Origin of the sequence: Roseinatronobacter sp. (assembly GCF_051859525.1) — a bacterium.
In the GTDB taxonomy this organism is placed as follows: domain Bacteria; phylum Pseudomonadota; class Alphaproteobacteria; order Rhodobacterales; family Rhodobacteraceae; genus Roseinatronobacter.
This window is the reverse complement of the sequence record NZ_JBHYFM010000001.1, coordinates 184,675-199,898: the sequence shown is the minus strand read 5'-3', so window position 1 is coordinate 199,898 and position 15,224 is coordinate 184,675. Positions and strand designations below refer to the sequence as shown.

Annotated in this window: 13 protein-coding genes and 1 tRNA gene; 7 read left to right on the top strand and 7 right to left on the bottom strand. The window is 58.3% G+C overall.

Annotation, left to right across the window (positions count from 1 at the left end):
- Positions 1 to 64: 64 nt before the first annotated feature.
- On the top strand, positions 65 to 718 hold the full coding sequence (locus tag ACTIE1_RS00980) for an ABC transporter ATP-binding protein (RefSeq protein WP_439560244.1): 654 nt from the start codon (positions 65 to 67) through the stop codon (positions 716 to 718).
- A complete protein-coding gene (locus ACTIE1_RS00975; RefSeq protein WP_439560245.1) occupies positions 702 to 2,564 on the top strand; it encodes a capsule biosynthesis protein in 1,863 nt (620 codons plus the stop codon). The genes ACTIE1_RS00980 and ACTIE1_RS00975 overlap by 17 nt, the downstream gene beginning before the upstream one ends.
- Before the next feature lie 72 nt (positions 2,565 to 2,636).
- Here the strand turns inward: ACTIE1_RS00975 and ACTIE1_RS00970 are convergent, their stop codons facing one another.
- From ACTIE1_RS00970 to queA, 5 genes are all read right to left on the bottom strand, one after another.
- On the bottom strand, positions 2,637 to 3,815 hold the full coding sequence (locus ACTIE1_RS00970; protein ID WP_439560246.1) for an NAD(P)/FAD-dependent oxidoreductase: 1,179 nt from the start codon (positions 3,813 to 3,815) through the stop codon (positions 2,637 to 2,639).
- A 99-nt stretch (positions 3,816 to 3,914) separates the two neighbouring features.
- The gene (gene lpdA, locus ACTIE1_RS00965) at positions 3,915 to 5,309 is read right to left on the bottom strand and encodes a dihydrolipoyl dehydrogenase (protein WP_439560247.1); all 1,395 of its coding nucleotides are present in this window, start codon (positions 5,307 to 5,309) and stop codon (positions 3,915 to 3,917) included.
- 123 nt (positions 5,310 to 5,432) lie between these two features.
- Entirely contained in the window at positions 5,433 to 6,011 is a 579-nt protein-coding gene (locus ACTIE1_RS00960) for a DUF924 family protein (RefSeq protein WP_439560248.1), read from the bottom strand.
- A 137-nt stretch (positions 6,012 to 6,148) separates the two neighbouring features.
- Positions 6,149 to 7,402 carry an MFS transporter gene (locus ACTIE1_RS00955; protein ID WP_439560249.1) on the bottom strand — a complete coding sequence of 418 codons (1,254 nt, stop codon included), beginning with the start codon at positions 7,400 to 7,402 and terminating at the stop codon, positions 6,149 to 6,151.
- Positions 7,403 to 7,517: 115 nt separating this feature from the next.
- Positions 7,518 to 8,570, bottom strand: coding sequence for a tRNA preQ1(34) S-adenosylmethionine ribosyltransferase-isomerase QueA (gene queA / locus ACTIE1_RS00950; protein WP_439560250.1), 1,053 nt, complete (start codon positions 8,568 to 8,570; stop codon positions 7,518 to 7,520).
- 89 nt (positions 8,571 to 8,659) lie between these two features.
- Here queA and bcp point away from each other — a divergent pair, with 89 nt between their 5' ends.
- From bcp to ACTIE1_RS00930, 4 genes are all read left to right on the top strand, one after another.
- Positions 8,660 to 9,121: a thioredoxin-dependent thiol peroxidase gene (gene bcp, locus ACTIE1_RS00945; RefSeq protein ID WP_439560251.1), complete on the top strand. Its 462-nt coding sequence runs from the start codon at positions 8,660 to 8,662 to the stop codon at positions 9,119 to 9,121.
- Positions 9,118 to 9,930 (top strand): ferritin-like domain-containing protein, encoded by an 813-nt coding sequence (locus tag ACTIE1_RS00940; RefSeq protein WP_439560252.1) that lies wholly within the window; start codon positions 9,118 to 9,120, stop codon positions 9,928 to 9,930. The genes bcp and ACTIE1_RS00940 overlap by 4 nt, the downstream gene beginning before the upstream one ends.
- A gap of 286 nt (positions 9,931 to 10,216) precedes the next feature.
- Positions 10,217 to 11,542 (top strand): DUF5930 domain-containing protein, encoded by a 1,326-nt coding sequence (locus ACTIE1_RS00935; protein ID WP_439560253.1) that lies wholly within the window; start codon positions 10,217 to 10,219, stop codon positions 11,540 to 11,542.
- Entirely contained in the window at positions 11,532 to 12,128 is a 597-nt protein-coding gene (locus ACTIE1_RS00930; RefSeq protein WP_439560254.1) for a bactofilin family protein, read from the top strand. Before ACTIE1_RS00935 ends, ACTIE1_RS00930 begins: the two co-directional genes overlap by 11 nt.
- Positions 12,129 to 12,286: 158 nt before the next feature.
- Here the strand turns inward: ACTIE1_RS00930 and ACTIE1_RS00925 are convergent.
- Positions 12,287 to 12,370: transfer RNA gene (locus ACTIE1_RS00925), tRNA-Leu, on the bottom strand.
- A gap of 226 nt (positions 12,371 to 12,596) precedes the next feature.
- Between ACTIE1_RS00925 and ACTIE1_RS00920 the strand changes: the two genes are divergently transcribed.
- Positions 12,597 to 14,045, top strand: coding sequence for a DEAD/DEAH box helicase (locus tag ACTIE1_RS00920; protein WP_439560255.1), 1,449 nt, complete (start codon positions 12,597 to 12,599; stop codon positions 14,043 to 14,045).
- 82 nt (positions 14,046 to 14,127) lie between these two features.
- On the opposite strand, the gene ACTIE1_RS00915 is transcribed toward ACTIE1_RS00920, so the two are convergent.
- Entirely contained in the window at positions 14,128 to 15,219 is a 1,092-nt protein-coding gene (locus ACTIE1_RS00915) for an ABC transporter ATP-binding protein (RefSeq protein WP_439560256.1), read from the bottom strand.
- Positions 15,220 to 15,224 lie beyond the last annotated feature (5 nt).

Here is a 15,224-nt window from a genome sequence, read left to right as displayed (position 1 = left end):
TCAGACTTCGTAACCTCCGACTGCGTTCGTAAACGTTAGGCCATAGTTCCAGGTGAATACAGGCATGTTAACCTTCGAGAATGTCAGCAAGTCCTATTGGACGGGCACCCAGCACAAAGTCATTCTGGCAGATGCCAGTTTCACGATTACACCGGGTATGCGTCTGGGGGTTCTGGCCCAGAACGGAACCGGAAAAACGACTGTCATCAATATGATGGCTGGCCTTGAAAAACCCGATAGCGGGAAAATCCATCGCCATTGCAGCGTGTCCTTTCCATTGGGGTTCATGGGCGGGCTGATCACCAAACACACGGCAACTGAAAACATTCGCTATATTGCAACGCTTTACAGTCTGGACCCCGACTATGTAGAAGCCTTCTGCCGTTGGATGTGCGATATCGGGGAATATTTCGATATGCCCCTTGGCACCTACAGCGCCGGAATGCGGTCACGCCTTGCGCTGGCCTTGATGCTGGCCATGAATTTCGACCTGTATCTGGTGGACGAGGGCATGCCATCAACAACGGATACAGCGTTCAACAAACGCGCAGGAACCGTCATGCAAGAACGTTTCGCGCAATCCGGCCTTGTAATTGTGTCCCATCAGGTAGAAACCTTACAGCAATTCTGTAGTGCCGCTGCGGTGCTGCGCGATGGGAAAATGTATTTCTTCGACACGCTTGAGCAAGCGAAAGAACTGTATGACTACTCCAGTTAAATCCCAGCGGTTTCGTCTGCGCAAAACAGCGCAATCCGCAACGCTGTCGGCAGTTGCGGGCACAAATACCCCGCCTGCGTCAAACAGCGCCGCAGACGCCCAACGCAGCCATCGTCCGGTCGCAACGCTCAGCGTGCAAAAGCGCCCAAGGGCCGCCACCACCAACGCGGACACGGCCAAACCTGCTGAACAGCTGGATGACGGGCCTGTCACCCAGAACGACACCGACGGTTCTGCCGAAAGCGGGCAGGCGTCCCGAATTCAAGCGCAGGATCCCGCCCCGCCGCGCGATGATGCGGCAATCGTGGATGCAACAGACGCCACCATCGTGCACGATAACGATGCGCCCCGCGCGCCGGAGCATTCGGCAGATGTTGAAGGGACCGCCAGTGTCGGGCAAAGCATTGAGGCTATTCGCAGTGAAGGACTAACCGCACGGCAATTGCGCATGGCAATGCGGGTTGCACAAAAGCACGGAATCCGCGCCACATCCGCCTATGAGGCGGTGCTGATCCTGCGCGACCGCGGAATTGACCCTTTCGCCCGCGCGACAATGCTGGAATTGTTCGAGGATGGCGAAAAACCGGCGTCCAGGGAACTTGCCCTGCGCGGCGAGAACGTGCCCGCTCAGGTCGTCAATGACCCGCTGAATGCGGCACAATCGCGCATGGCAAAAATCGCGGCTGATCGCGAACGTGAACTGGCCAAGGTGCGCCGTGACATTGCGAAACGACGCCGCAAACGCATGGCCTTGCTGGGCGCACGGTTGCTTGCGTTCGTTACATTGCCGACATTTCTGGTGACATGGTATTTCTATGTCATCGCGACCCCCATGTATGCCACACAAAGCGAATTTGTGATCCAGCAGGCGGACAGCCAATCGGGCATGGGCGCGCTTTCCGGTGTGCTGCCATCGGCGGGCGGTATGGGTATGGGCGGCCAGAACGAGGCAACTTCGGTGCAAAGTTTCCTGCAATCGCGCGGGGCGATGCAAAGACTGGATGTCGAGGAAGGGTTCAAAGACCATTTCCGCGCCCCAGAGATTGATATTCTACGCCGCCTTGCCGAGGATTCGACTGACGAGGCCGCCTATAAGCTGTATCAGCGACAGGTGCAGATCGGGTATGACCCGACCGAAGGCGTTGTGCGCATGGAAGTTATCGCGGCAACACCGGAAGACAGCGAACGCTTCGCCCGCGCGCTGATCAGCTATGCCGAAGAACATGTTGATATGATGACCCAGCGCTTGCGTGACAGCCAGATGCGCGAGGCCCGCGCCAGCCTTGAGGAAGCACAGCAAAATCTGGTCGAGGCACGGCAAGCCGCCATAACCTTGCAGGAAGCATCCTCCATCATATCAGGAGAGGTTGAACTCTCCTTGCTGTCGCAGCGCATTGTCGCACTTGAGACGGAACTGACCCAGACACGGCTGAGCCTGCAGGAAATGCGGTCAAACGCAAGGCCAAGCGCCGCACGCCTGCAACCGCTGGAACGCCGAGAGGAAGCCCTGCGTGCCGAGATTGAAACGATGCGCAATTCCATGACCCAAGGCACCAGCGAAGGTGCCTCATTGGCGCGCGTTCAAAGCGAATTGATCATGGCCGAGGCCGAAGTGCAGACCCGCGAGATGATGCGCGCGCAAGCCATGCAGCAACTTGAAAGCGCGCGTATGGAAGTCAGCAGGCAGGTCCGGTATCTGGCACTGTCGGTTGAACCCATCGCCCCGGACGAGGCGACCTATCCGCGCAAGCTGGAAAACTCGATCGTGGCGTTCCTGATTTTCCTTGGCATCTATCTGTTGCTGTCGATGACCGCATCTGTGCTGCGTGAACAGGTGTCTGGCTAGGTTATGTGCGCAAGAATGGCGCGCGGTTTTGCCTGTGAAAAGGCACCGTAAAAATGGCTGGCACGGGCAGGCTCAGACCGCCTGCCCCGCGGCCCAGCCCGATGACCACGCCCATTGAAAATTATACCCCCCCAGCCATCCGGTGACATCCACCACCTCGCCAATAAAATACAGCCCAGGAACCGAACGCGATTGCAGGGTCTTGGCATCAAGGCCCTTCGTGTCCACACCGCCAAGTGTAACTTCTGCTGTGCGGTAGCCTTCGGTTCCAACCGGACTGACTTGCCATGCATGCACGGCGTCGCGCAAACGCTCCAGCGCCCCTTTCGATTGATCGCCCAGATTGCCCTGCACCTTGGCGCGCTGCACGATTTGCCGCGCCAGTTTGTCCGGAACAATCGCCCCTAGCGCAGTGTGCACGGCCTGACGACCATTGCGGTGTTTTTCCCCGTCCAGCAGCGCACGGGTGTCGGATTCGGGGGCCAGATCAATAACAATCGCCTGCCCTTCGCGCCAATAGCTTGAAATCTGCAAGATCGACGGGCCGGACAATCCGCGATGGGTGAACAGCATCCCCTCTTGAAACCGTGTTTTCCCGCAGCCCACGGATGCCTGAAGCGACAGCCCCGCCATTGGCTTCATGTCCGCCAACTGCCCGTCCGAGAAGGTCAACGGCACCAGTGCGGGGCGGGTTTCGACAATGGCGTGGCCGAATTGCTGTGCCAGATCATAGCCGAAACCGGTCGCCCCCATCTTGGGGATCGACTTGCCCCCTGTGGCAACCACAAGTTTCGGGGCACGGAAAACGCCTGCGCTGGTCTGCACGCTAAATCCGCTGTCATGGGACACCGCACTGACAGATGTGCCCAGATAAAGCTGCACGCCCGCCTGGGTCATGTCATGGCCCAACATGGCGATGATCTGGCGTGCGGAACCGTCGCAGAATAACTGGCCAAGGGTCTTTTCGTGAAATGAAATCCCTGCCTGAGTCACACGGTCAATAAAATCATGCTGTGTGTAGCGACGCAGTGCGGATAAGGCGAAACGCGGGTTTTGCGACAGGAACCTGTCCCCAGTGATATTCAGATTGGTAAAATTACACCGCCCTCCGCCGGAAATACGAATCTTCTCACCCGGTGCGCGGGCATGATCGATCAACGCCACACGCAGGCCCCGCCGGCCGGCCTCGATCGCGCAAAACATTCCTGCGGCCCCCGCCCCAAGAACAACAACATCAAACACTTGCTTCATACTCTTCCCATCCGCCTGAGAACGCGCCAAACAGGAACGCCCTGCCGCAGGCAGGGCGTGACATATAGGCGTGCGGCGCAGCCGCGCAATCTGGCAAGATCAGAAATGCAGCGCACGCCCATAGGCATCAAGCACGGATTCATGCATCATCTCGCTTAGGGTCGGGTGCGGGAAGACAGTGTTCATCAGGTCTTCTTCAGTGGTTTCCAGCGCACGGCCAATAACATAGCCCTGTATCAGCTCTGTCACTTCGGCGCCGACCATATGCGCCCCCAGCAATTCGCCGGTTTTTGCATCAAACACGGTCTTTATCATGCCTTCCGCCTCGCCCAGCGCGATGGCCTTGCCGTTTCCGATGAACGGAAACCGCCCGACCTTGATCTCATGGCCCTGCTCTTTTGCTTTCGCCTCGCTCAGCCCGACAGACGCAATTTGCGGATGGCAATAGGTGCATCCCGCAATGCTGGAGGGGTCGACCGCATGGGGGTGCTTGCCCGCGATCAATTCGGCGACCATAACCCCTTCGTGACTGGCCTTATGCGCCAGCCAAGGCCCGTTGGTCGCATCCCCGATCACAAACAGCCCCTCAACACCCGTGCGGCAGTATTCATCTGTCACAACGAAAGAGCGGTCGATCTTTGCACCCAGTTTTTCCAGCCCCAACCCTTCGGTATTGGCCACGATTCCAACGGCTGAAATAACCGTGTCGAATTCTTGCGTTTCTGTCTTGCCGCCGCGTTCGATATGGGCCGTCACTGTGCCCTTGGCGCGGTCCAGCTTCTTGACCATCGCTTTGGACATGATTTTCATGCCCTGCTTTTCAAACTGCTTTTGCGCAAATGCACTGATTTCGGCGTCTTCAACCGGAAGGATACGGTCCATCACTTCCACAACCGTCACATCGGCACCAAGCGTGTTGAAGAAGCTGGCGAACTCGATCCCGATGGCACCCGACCCGATGACAAGCAGCTTCTTTGGCATGCGCTTGGGTTGCAGGGCATGCTTGTAGGTCCAGACCAGATCGCCATCCGCTTCAAGACCCGGCAATTCGCGGGCGCGCGCGCCTGTCGCCAGAACGATATTTGGTGCGCTTAGCGTTTCGGTCCCTTTGTCGGTCTTGACGCTGATTTTGCCCTTCGAGGGGATGGTCGCTTCGCCCATCACCACGGTGATCTTGTTCTTTTTCATCAGATGGCCGATCCCGCCGGACAGTTGCCCCGCCACCTTGCGCGAGCGTTTGACCACCGCATCCAGATCAAACCCGATCTTTTCGGCCGTCAACCCGAATTCCTTGGCGCGGTGCATCAGGTGGAACACTTCCGCAGAACGCAACAAGGCCTTGGTCGGAATGCAGCCCCAGTTCAGGCAGATACCGCCCAGATGCTCGCGCTCGACGATCGCTACGGATTTGCCCAATTGGGCTGCACGAATGGCCGCAACATAGCCCCCTGGCCCGGCACCGATTACGACGACATCAAACGATCTGTCGGCCATATGCATTCCTCCTGCTGCAGGCAAATATGAAAGTAGTTTGCCATTAAACTATTCACCGGCACATCGCAACGCGCAAGCAGAAACCCCGCCATGCGTCCGGATCATAACTTGGTCAAACCACAATCATGCTGCTTTTTTCAGGTCGTTCAGTGCATTCATATACCCGCCGCGCGCCAGAAACGCACGTTCAGGGGCGGTGCTGACACGGCCCAACGCCTCGTTCCGGTAGGGGAATCGACCGAATTCGCGAATAACGGCACGATGCGCACGCGCATGCAGCAGGTTGTCCGCGCCGGTTTCCGGCATGCGCAACAGGAACATGCGCACGCAACGGTCCTGATCCATCTGGCTTTCGGAATGCATCAACGGCAAATAGAAAAACTGCCTCGCGGGTTCCTCGATCTGGCAATCAAATCCCAGATGGCAGGCCCGCGCGGCGACACGGCGCGCAAGATCGTCTGTGGCAAATGCGCGCGCGTCATTGCGGAACATGTTGCGCGGGAACTGGTCCGTGACAATCAGGAACGCCAATGCACCACGCGGACAGAACACCCAGTTCAGCAAGCGCCCGTCACGCGCCTTTTCCCAAAGCGGCAAATAGCGGTCGCGGATTTGCGCATCCAGCGCATCGCTTTGCGCATACCACCCTTGCGGGCCGATTTCTTCGACCCAGAACGAAATGACATCATCGACGCTAGACATGTTTTTTTCCTTGTGCTGCCCATGGGGTGCTGCCTGTGGAAAAATCGTGCCAGCCTTGGGACCGTCAGGCAAGACATTTACCGTGTTTGCTGGCAAAGACAGCAATTTCTTGCTGTTTTTACAACAGATTCAGGGCATCACGGCGTATTGTCCTGCTCCGAATTCTCGCTCATCTCGGTATAGACAGCCTCGACCGTTGCCGCCGACACCACCGGAGAGACGGGCGCGAACGGGCCGGTCTGGTCCACAGGCACCGCAGGGCGCTGGGTCATGCGCCACATCGCATAGATCGCAAGCGCCAATGTCAGAAGGATAATGAACAGGAAGAACCCTGACGGGCCGATCACCCCCATCAGCCACCCGATGCATAGCGGGCCGACGACTGCGCCCACACCGTTGACAAACAGCAACCCGCCGGACGCCGCCGCCATCTGGTCGGTATCCAGATAATCATTCGTATAGGCGACAAGCAGCGAATACAGCGGGTTGGAAATGCCCCCGATGATAAGCGCCACCACCAGAAGCCAGATGAAGCTCAGGTCGAAGACGACCGCCATCGCGCCGCCCAATGTGCCCACAAGTGCCACATAAACAACCAGTTTGCGCCGGTCCATCCGGTCGGACAGCCAGCCCAGCGGGAACTGGAACACCAGCCCGCCAAAATAGATCGCCCCCGTAAACAGCGAGATTTCAAGCACGCTAAGCCCTGCCTGCGTGCCCCAAACGGCGGTCATGCCAAACATCGCGGCAAACACGCCGCCCATCAGGAAAATACCCACCACACCCAGCGGCGACACCTCATAGAGCTGGCGAATGCTCATGGATTTTGTGGTGCCGAATGTAGGGGCCGGACTGACAGACAGCAAAATCGGTGCAAAAGCCAGCGACACCAGAACCGATGGAATGACAAACAACAAAAATCCAGCAGGATCGGCAAAGTTGATCAGGGCTTGCGCACTGATAATCCCGACCATCTGGACAATCATGTAAAGCGACAATGTCTGCCCGCGGTTTTCATTCGTGGAGGCATTGTTCAGCCAGCTTTCGGCCGTGACATAAACCCCCGAGAAGCAGAACCCGATCAGCACACGCAACAGCGCCCAGACAATCCAGTCTGGAATTGCCGCATAAAGCACAAGTATGGCCGAAATCAACGAGCCCAATGCCGCGAACACGCGCACATGCCCAACCCGCCTGATAAGTTCAGGGGCAGCACGCGATCCGAACAGGAAACCAAGGAAATAGGCCGACATGACGATCGACATCTGAAAGGTTGAAAACCCTTCAATCGCGCCCCGAATCCCCAGCAACGTGCCCTGCACGCCATTGCCGACCATCAGCAATAGCATACCCAGCAAAAGCGCCCAGGATGCGGTAAATACATGCAACATTGTCATTCCAGTCTGTTCAGATCCGGCCACAGCTTAGCGGCTGCCCGCCTGTGACAAAACCTATAGTCAGCAAATGGTATCAGAAATATGATCAATGCGACCCTTTGGGGCGCATTCAGTCAGGCAACAGCAACGATGAATCGCCATAGGAAAAGAACCGATACCGTGCTGCAATGGCATGCGCATAGATATCGCGAATGCGTTGCTGGCCCATCAAGGCCGATACCAGCATCATCAGCGTTGATTTCGGCAGGTGGAAATTGGTCATCAGCCCGTCTGCAATCCGGAACCGGAAACCGGGGGTTATGAAGATGTCGGTCTTCCCACTCCAGGGGGCAATCTGGCCGGGGGCGGTGGCCGCAGTTTCCAGCACACGCAGGGCGGTTGTGCCGACCGGAATAACGCGCCCGCCTGCCGCCTTGGTTTCCATGATGGCGGTGGCGGCGGGTTCTGTTATCTGGCCCCATTCCGCGTGCATCTTGTGGTCGCGAATGTCATCGGCCTTGACCGGCAGGAATGTGCCCGCGCCCACATGCAGGGTGACTTCGGCAAATCGCACCCCCCTTGCACGCAGCGCGTCCATCAGGTCTGTGTCGAAATGCAGCGATGCTGTCGGTGCGGCCACGGCCCCTTTGTCGCGGGCGAACACGGTCTGATAATCCTCGCGGTCTTGGGCATCAGCGGCACGCCGTCCGGCAATATAGGGCGGCAAGGGCATCTGGCCTGCGATATCCAGCGCGTGATCAAATGCATCGCCTTGCAGGTTGAACTCCAACACCACATCGTCGGCGGTTTTCTCAACCACACGCGCGCGCAGCGTGTCGGTGAACGCCACATCCTCGCCTATGGCCAGCTTGCGCAAGGGCTTGGCCAGCGCGCGCCAGTTGCCGTCGGGGCACGGCTCTATCAGCGTGACTTCGATTTTCGCGCTGACGGGACCTTGGGCAGTGTTGCGCGCACGCTGTCCAGTCAGGCGGGCCGGAATGACGCGGGTGGTATTGATCACCAGCAGGTCACCGGCGCGCAGAATTTCGGGCAGGTCCTGCACATGGCGGTCGGAAAACGCCCCCCCTTCGGCCAGCAGCAACCGCGCGGCGGGGCGCGGACGCACAGGGCGTGTTGCAATCAGGTCGTCAGGCAGGTCAAAATCGAAATCAGACAGCTTCATGAAACTACCGCGTTTGGTTGGGCTGGCCCCTTTAACTTGCCACAAAGACCGCTACAACAGGACAAGTATCAAAAATGAAGGAAACCGACATGCTTGAGCAAGGCGACACAGCCCCGGATTTCACATTGCCCCGTGACGGTGGCGATGAATTGACCCTGTCCGCGCTGCAACCCGCGAAGGTGGTTTTGTATTTCTATCCGCGGGACGACACCCCCGGCTGCACCACCGAGGCGTTGGAATTTACCGCCCTTGGCGCTGAATTCGCCGACGCTGGCGCACAAGTGGTGGGTGTGTCCAAAGACACTGTTGCCAAGCATGACAAGTTCATCACCAAACATGACCTTGGGGTCGCATTGGTATCGGACGCCGAAGGCGATGTTTGCGAACGCTATGGCGTCTGGGTTGAAAAGAACATGTATGGCAAAATCTCGATGGGGATTGAACGCGCGACATTTCTGATTGGCAGTGACGGCAAGATCATTCGCGTCTGGCGCAAGGTGAAGGCCAAAGGCCATGCGCAAGAAGTGCTGGAGGCCCTTCGCGCGCAATGACGGTATCCTTGCGTGACATGGCCGTGGATGTGCTGAACACATCTGACGGGCGCGAAAAATGCGCCCGATCCCGTCATCACGCGCAAGCGTGGTTTGCGGCCCGCAAAGCTGACGCGCCCCTGCCCCTTGGTCGGGCCGAACCACCGCTACGCCCTGCGCGACCGGACCGGCCCGAACTTCTGGACCCGCGCGACGTGCCGCGCCGCCGCCCCGGCAGCCCGCAAGGGCGTATCGCCATCCTGCATGCCATTGCACATATCGAATTGAATGCCGTGGATTTGCATTGGGACCTGATCGCGCGGTTTCCCGACATCGACATGCCGCTTGGCTTCTATGATGACTGGGTGAAGGCGGCCGATGAGGAATCCAAGCATTTCGGGCTGGTCTGCGATTGTCTGGAAGGGTTGGGCAGTCACTATGGCGCCCTTCCCGCGCATGCGGGAATGTGGCGCGCAGCGGAAGATACCGCGAACGACATTCTGGGGCGGCTGGCTGTTGTGCCGATGGTGCTGGAGGCGCGCGGACTGGATGTAACCCCCGGCATGATCGATATCTTCAGCCGCGCGGGCATGGACGGCGCAGTGGCCGCGCTGAACGTCATTTATGCCGAGGAAGTCGGGCATGTGGCCTACGGGTCCAAATGGTTCAACTTCCTTTGCGGGCGTGGCGGACACGACCCGCAGCCGGTCTTTCTTGATCTGGTGCGAAAATATTTCCATGGCCCCTTGCGCCCGCCCTTCAACGAAGAAAAGCGTGCCCAAGCCGGAATTCCACCGGATTTTTATTGGCCCCTGACGGAACCGGTTTAGCACCATTGCGTTTACGTTCTGTGGCGATAACCCTTCGCCCCCAGCGTGCATCATCCCCCCGCAGCACAGCTTACAGCGTGTTCGGGGGCCCGAAATCGGCGAATTCTCGCTGATTGACGTCACCACAGGTGATGTGATGGCGCAACAGTCCGGAAAATTCTTGCAGCACTGGTTAAGCTTGCGTAATCACGCGGGGGGCACTGGTGCGCGTGTGTGTGATTGAAAGCTGTTTTTCGCTTGCCCCTGACAATGGCGATATGGGAACTCTGCTTTGAAACAAATGCTTATGCAACTGAATCACCGGCTGGAGCGCCACCTACCCGAACAAAGGCTTTTCCTGCGATCCGATACGACGACGCGCTTTGTCCGGCTTCGCCCCATCACACAGGCAGTTGCACTTGCGTCTGTAACCAGTTTTTTCGCTTGGGGAATCATCGCCACATCCATCCTTCTGATGGATGCGATCGGATCGGGAACCCTGCGTGACCACGCGGTGCGCGATCAGGCCAATTATGAACAGCGCCTGAACGAACTTGCCGCCGAACGCGACCGGCGCGCGATTGAGACCGAAGCCGCGCAAGCCCGTTTCTCTGAAGCGATGAGCCGCATTTCAGACATGCAGTTGCAACTGCTTGCGTCAGAAGAACGCCGTCTGGAACTGGAAACAGGCATCGACAATATCCAGCATACCATTCGCCGCGTGGTTCGCGAACGCGACGAAGCCCGCGCCCGTCTGGCAGAAGTGACGAGCACGCTGGAAGCTGAAACGGGCACGACACTGACCACCGCAGACCGGTCGCGCGAAACCGAGGATATGCTGGACTATCTTTTGATTGCCATGGACAAGATGGCCGGATCTACCCGCGAACTGACGCTTGATGCGGAACAATCCGTCAATCAGGCCCGCCATCTGGCGCTTGAAAACGAATTGTTGCGCGACCGCAATCATATGATCTTCAGCCAGTTGGAAGATGCGCTGGAAGTGGTCGTCGAACCGCTGGAACGCGTGTTTCGCGCAGCCGGTGTCACCCCAGACCAGATTCGCCGTCTGGTGCGCCAAGGTGCAAATTCACAGACCGCGTCGCTGCGGCCCATATCTGTATCCACCTCTGGTGTGATGGCGCAGGATCAGGATATTGCGCGCGCCAATGCCGTTCTTCAACGACTGGCCGATATTCACGCCTACCGCCTTGGTATCAACCGTTTACCGGTTGCCCGCCCCGTTTCCGCCAATGTGCGCGAAACCTCGGGGTTCGGGATGCGACGCCACCCGCTGACGGGCCGCAGCACCATGCATAACGGGCTGGACTGGGCAGGCGCACGCGGCACAGCAATTCATGCCACAGCCGATGGCGTCGTGAAATCTGCGGGCCGTCAGGGCGGATATGGCAATCTTGTCATCATTCAGCATGAATTCGGGATTGAGACATATTACGCTCATTTGAACTCTATGGACGTGCGTGCGGGACAAAGGGTATCGCGCGGCCAGCGAATAGGTGGTATGGGCACGACTGGAGCGTCAACCGGTGTGCATTTGCACTATGAAGTGCGAATCAATGGTCGACCTGTAAACCCGCAAACCTACATAAGGGCTGGACAGCATGTTTTCTAAAAGCCGCATCAACGAGACCGGAACAAAACCCTCGAACGAGGCAACACCGGCAACCCCGCCTGCGGAAACCCCGTCATTTCTGCGTCAAGGCAGCGCTGACACCACCCCCACACAAATGTCGAAATCGAAACCGGCAGCATCCGTTCTGGCGTCGGACCTGACAGTCACAGGCAACCTGAAAACCACGGGCGATGTGGTGATCGAGGGGAATGTGGACGGTGACATCCGCGCGCATCTGCTGACGGTTGGTGAAACGGCAACCATTCGCGGTGAGATCGTTGCGGATGATATTGTCATCAACGGTCGCGTGATCGGCCGCGTCCGCGGTTTGAAAGTGCGCCTGACATCTGCTGCGCAGGTCGAAGGCGACATAATCCACAAGACAATCGCAATCGAATCGGGCGCGCATTTCGAAGGGTCGGTGCAGCGTCAGGATGATCCGTTGCAGACCAACCGCGGGGCCGCATCGCAGCCTTCGGCCAGCCCTGCCCCCGCACCACAGCCCCATCAGTCACAGGCCCCTGCGGCCATGTCGGAAGCGGTGAAAAAAGCAGCCGAGCAGAAGAAAAACGCCAGCAACTCCTGATCTGGCGGAATGTGCAACAGGGCCGCGATTGAGATCCCCTCAATCGCGGCCCTTTTCTATGTCTTTCGGTATATCCGACAAAACCGCGACGCGGCGGCGATATGCGCCGCCGGTTCAAGGCAGGCATTCGTCACGACAGCTTATCAAGAATTGAAATCTGGTACGGGTGGGGAGACTCGAACTCCCAAGCCTTGCGGCGGGGGATTTTGAATCCCCTGCGTCTACCATTCCGCCACACCCGCGTGCCAGCAGGGGGTGAATACCGCGCCTTTGCGCCGCCTGCAACTGCGAAGATGCATCGTGTCGAAGTTATTTCACCCCGCTTTTCTGCCCTTAACCCATCAGATTGACTCTCTAAGGTAATTGATCTATCAGGCGATGACTGCCACAGCAGTTTATCCGATCGCGGGGCGCGAAATGTATGCGTCTCTTAACTGTTCCGGCCCGACGCCGAAACCATGGAAACGCATGACCAAATTTTCTGATCTGAAGCTGGACCCCAAGGTCCTTAAAGCCATCGATGAAGCGGGCTATACAGTCCCTACACCTATTCAGGCACAAGCCATTCCCTTCGCGCTGGAAGGGCGCGATGTGTTGGGTATTGCGCAAACCGGCACGGGCAAAACAGCCTCTTTTACGCTACCGCTGATCACGCGCCTTGGGCGCGGTCGCGCGCGCGCGCGCATGCCGCGTTCGCTGGTATTGGCCCCCACACGCGAACTGGCCGCACAAGTGGCCGAGAATTTTGACACCTACGCCAAGCACACCCGCCTGACCAAGGCGCTGTTGATTGGTGGCGTTGCATTCGGCGAACAAGACAAGCTGATTGATCGCGGCGTGGATGTTCTGATCGCAACACCGGGGCGGCTTCTGGACCATTTTGAGCGCGGCAAGTTGCTGTTGACCGGCGTTGAAGTGATGGTTGTGGACGAAGCCGACCGCATGCTGGATATGGGGTTCATACCCGATATTGAACGCATTTTCGGCCTGACGCCCTTTACCCGCCAGACATTCTTCTACTCGGCCACCATGGCCCCCGAGATCGAGCGCGTTACCAACACCTTCCTGTCAAACCCTGCACGCATTGAAATCGCGCGTCAGGCCTCTGCCTCCGAGACGATCACACAGGAACTGATCCAGCTTCAGGCGACGCGGCGCGACACTGCCGCCAAGCTGAAACGCGAGACGCTGCGCACCATCATCGAGGCCGAAGGCGAAAAGCTGGAGAACGCGATTATCTTCTGTAATCGCAAGGTTGATGTGGATATCCTGTCCAAATCATTGATCAAATACAAGTTTGATGCGGCCCCTATTCATGGCGATCTGGATCAGTCCGTGCGCACCCGCACGCTGGAACGGTTCCGCGCCGGCGAATTGCGCTTGCTGATCGCCTCGGATGTGGCTGCGCGCGGGCTGGATGTGCCATCGGTCAGTCATGTCTTCAATTTCGACCTGCCCTCGCACCCTGAAGATTATGTGCACCGGATCGGGCGCACAGGCCGCGCAGGTCGGTCAGGTAAGGCGATCTCGATCATGGTCCCCGCAGACCAGAAATATCTGGACGCGATTGAGGCGCTTCTGCAAAAACCACTGCCACGCGCGGACGCGCCGGAAGTTGCTGCACCCGTACGCGTGCGTCACAAGGACCGGGCAGCGAAACCCGAACAGCCGGAAGACGCCAAGCCCCAGCCGCAGCGGAGTGAGCAGGCTGCAAAGCCAGTTGCGGACGACACCGCACAGAAAGAGGCCGCGCCCGCAGCGCGTGCTGAAAAGCCCCGTCGTGGCGGCCAACAGCAGCGCGCCAACACTGGCCGCGACCATGCCCCGCGCGAACGCAATTCAAACCGCGACGGCAATGTTGTCGGCATGGGGGATCATGTGCCGGATTTCCTGCTGCGGGAATTTCGCAGCGCCTGACGCCACTGGCCGAAGCTGAAACCATGACACCCACGCAAAAGCCGCGCCGTTCTGGCGCGGCTTTTGATATTTACGGCAGTATTCAGCGATACAGTAGTGACACCTTGTTATGAAACAGATGCAGTTTCGCAGGGTCCGCCTTCAGTTTGACAGTCTTGCCACGCAGGTTGTTATGCGTGCCGGCAAGTTTGGCCAGAACCGGCGCCGCACCAGCCTCGTCCGGCTTGAAATACAGAACAGTCAGTTCCCCAAGCGCTTCGACCAGATCGACCTCTCCCTGATACAGGAAGTCATCGCCATCTGTTGCAACCATATCTTCCGGACGCACGCCAAGATTGACGGCCAGCCCCTTATCCGCATCCGTCGTGGGAATATCGGCGCGCGCCTGCCCCCCGCCCGCCAGTTTGACGGCCGTTTGTGCGCCTGTTTCGACCACCTCGCCCTTCAGCAGATTCATGGCGGGTGACCCGATGAACTGGGCAACAAATTCGCCATTGGGGCGTTCATACAGGTCCAGCGGCGTGCCAACCTGCGCAATGCCGCCGCCCGCCAGCACGACGATGCGCGATGCAAGGGTCATCGCCTCGACCTGATCATGGGTCACATAGATCATGGTCGAGTCGGGCATGGATTCCTTGAGTTTTGCAATCTCGATGCGGGTGGCCACACGCAATGCGGCATCAAGGTTCGAAAGCGGTTCGTCAAACAGATACACTTTCGGGTCGCGCACAATAGACCGGCCAATGGCAACGCGCTGGCGCTGCCCGCCTGACAGCGCCTTGGGCAAACGGTCCAGATAGGGGCCAAGTTGCAGGATATCGGCGGCGCGATTTACCGCCGCGTCAATCTCGGACTTGCTTTTCTTGGCGATTTTCAACGCAAAGGCCATGTTGTCGCGCACGGTCATGTGCGGATAAAGCGCATAGGATTGGAACACCATGGCAATGCCGCGCTGCGCAGGCGGTATGTCATTGACGACCATGTCGTCAATTTCCAACGTGCCGCCAGTGATCTTCTCCAGCCCTGCAATCATGCGCAACAGCGTGGATTTCCCGCAGCCTGACGGCCCGACAAACACAATCAGCTCGCCCTTCTTGATGTCGAGATTGACATCGGACAGAACCTTCACCTCGCCATAGGCTTTCTCAACATCTGTCAGTTTCAGATCTGCCATGGTGT

What these genes read in the sequence shown, in the direction of transcription:
- ACTIE1_RS00980 (WP_439560244.1), top strand. Translation starts at nt 65, where the DNA reads ATGTTAACCTTCGAGAATGTCAGCAAGTCCTATTGGACGGGCACCCAG.
- ACTIE1_RS00975 (WP_439560245.1), top strand. Translation starts at nt 702, where the DNA reads ATGACTACTCCAGTTAAATCCCAGCGGTTTCGTCTGCGCAAAACAGCG.
- ACTIE1_RS00970 (WP_439560246.1), bottom strand. Translation starts at nt 3,815, where the DNA reads ATGAAGCAAGTGTTTGATGTTGTTGTTCTTGGGGCGGGGGCCGCAGGA.
- lpdA (WP_439560247.1), bottom strand. Translation starts at nt 5,309, where the DNA reads ATGGCCGACAGATCGTTTGATGTCGTCGTAATCGGTGCCGGGCCAGGG.
- ACTIE1_RS00960 (WP_439560248.1), bottom strand. Translation starts at nt 6,011, where the DNA reads ATGTCTAGCGTCGATGATGTCATTTCGTTCTGGGTCGAAGAAATCGGC.
- ACTIE1_RS00955 (WP_439560249.1), bottom strand. Translation starts at nt 7,402, where the DNA reads ATGTTGCATGTATTTACCGCATCCTGGGCGCTTTTGCTGGGTATGCTA.
- queA (WP_439560250.1), bottom strand. Translation starts at nt 8,570, where the DNA reads ATGAAGCTGTCTGATTTCGATTTTGACCTGCCTGACGACCTGATTGCA.
- bcp (WP_439560251.1), top strand. Translation starts at nt 8,660, where the DNA reads ATGCTTGAGCAAGGCGACACAGCCCCGGATTTCACATTGCCCCGTGAC.
- ACTIE1_RS00940 (WP_439560252.1), top strand. Translation starts at nt 9,118, where the DNA reads ATGACGGTATCCTTGCGTGACATGGCCGTGGATGTGCTGAACACATCT.
- ACTIE1_RS00935 (WP_439560253.1), top strand. Translation starts at nt 10,217, where the DNA reads ATGCAACTGAATCACCGGCTGGAGCGCCACCTACCCGAACAAAGGCTT.
- ACTIE1_RS00930 (WP_439560254.1), top strand. Translation starts at nt 11,532, where the DNA reads ATGTTTTCTAAAAGCCGCATCAACGAGACCGGAACAAAACCCTCGAAC.
- ACTIE1_RS00920 (WP_439560255.1), top strand. Translation starts at nt 12,597, where the DNA reads ATGACCAAATTTTCTGATCTGAAGCTGGACCCCAAGGTCCTTAAAGCC.
- ACTIE1_RS00915 (WP_439560256.1), bottom strand. Translation starts at nt 15,219, where the DNA reads ATGGCAGATCTGAAACTGACAGATGTTGAGAAAGCCTATGGCGAGGTG.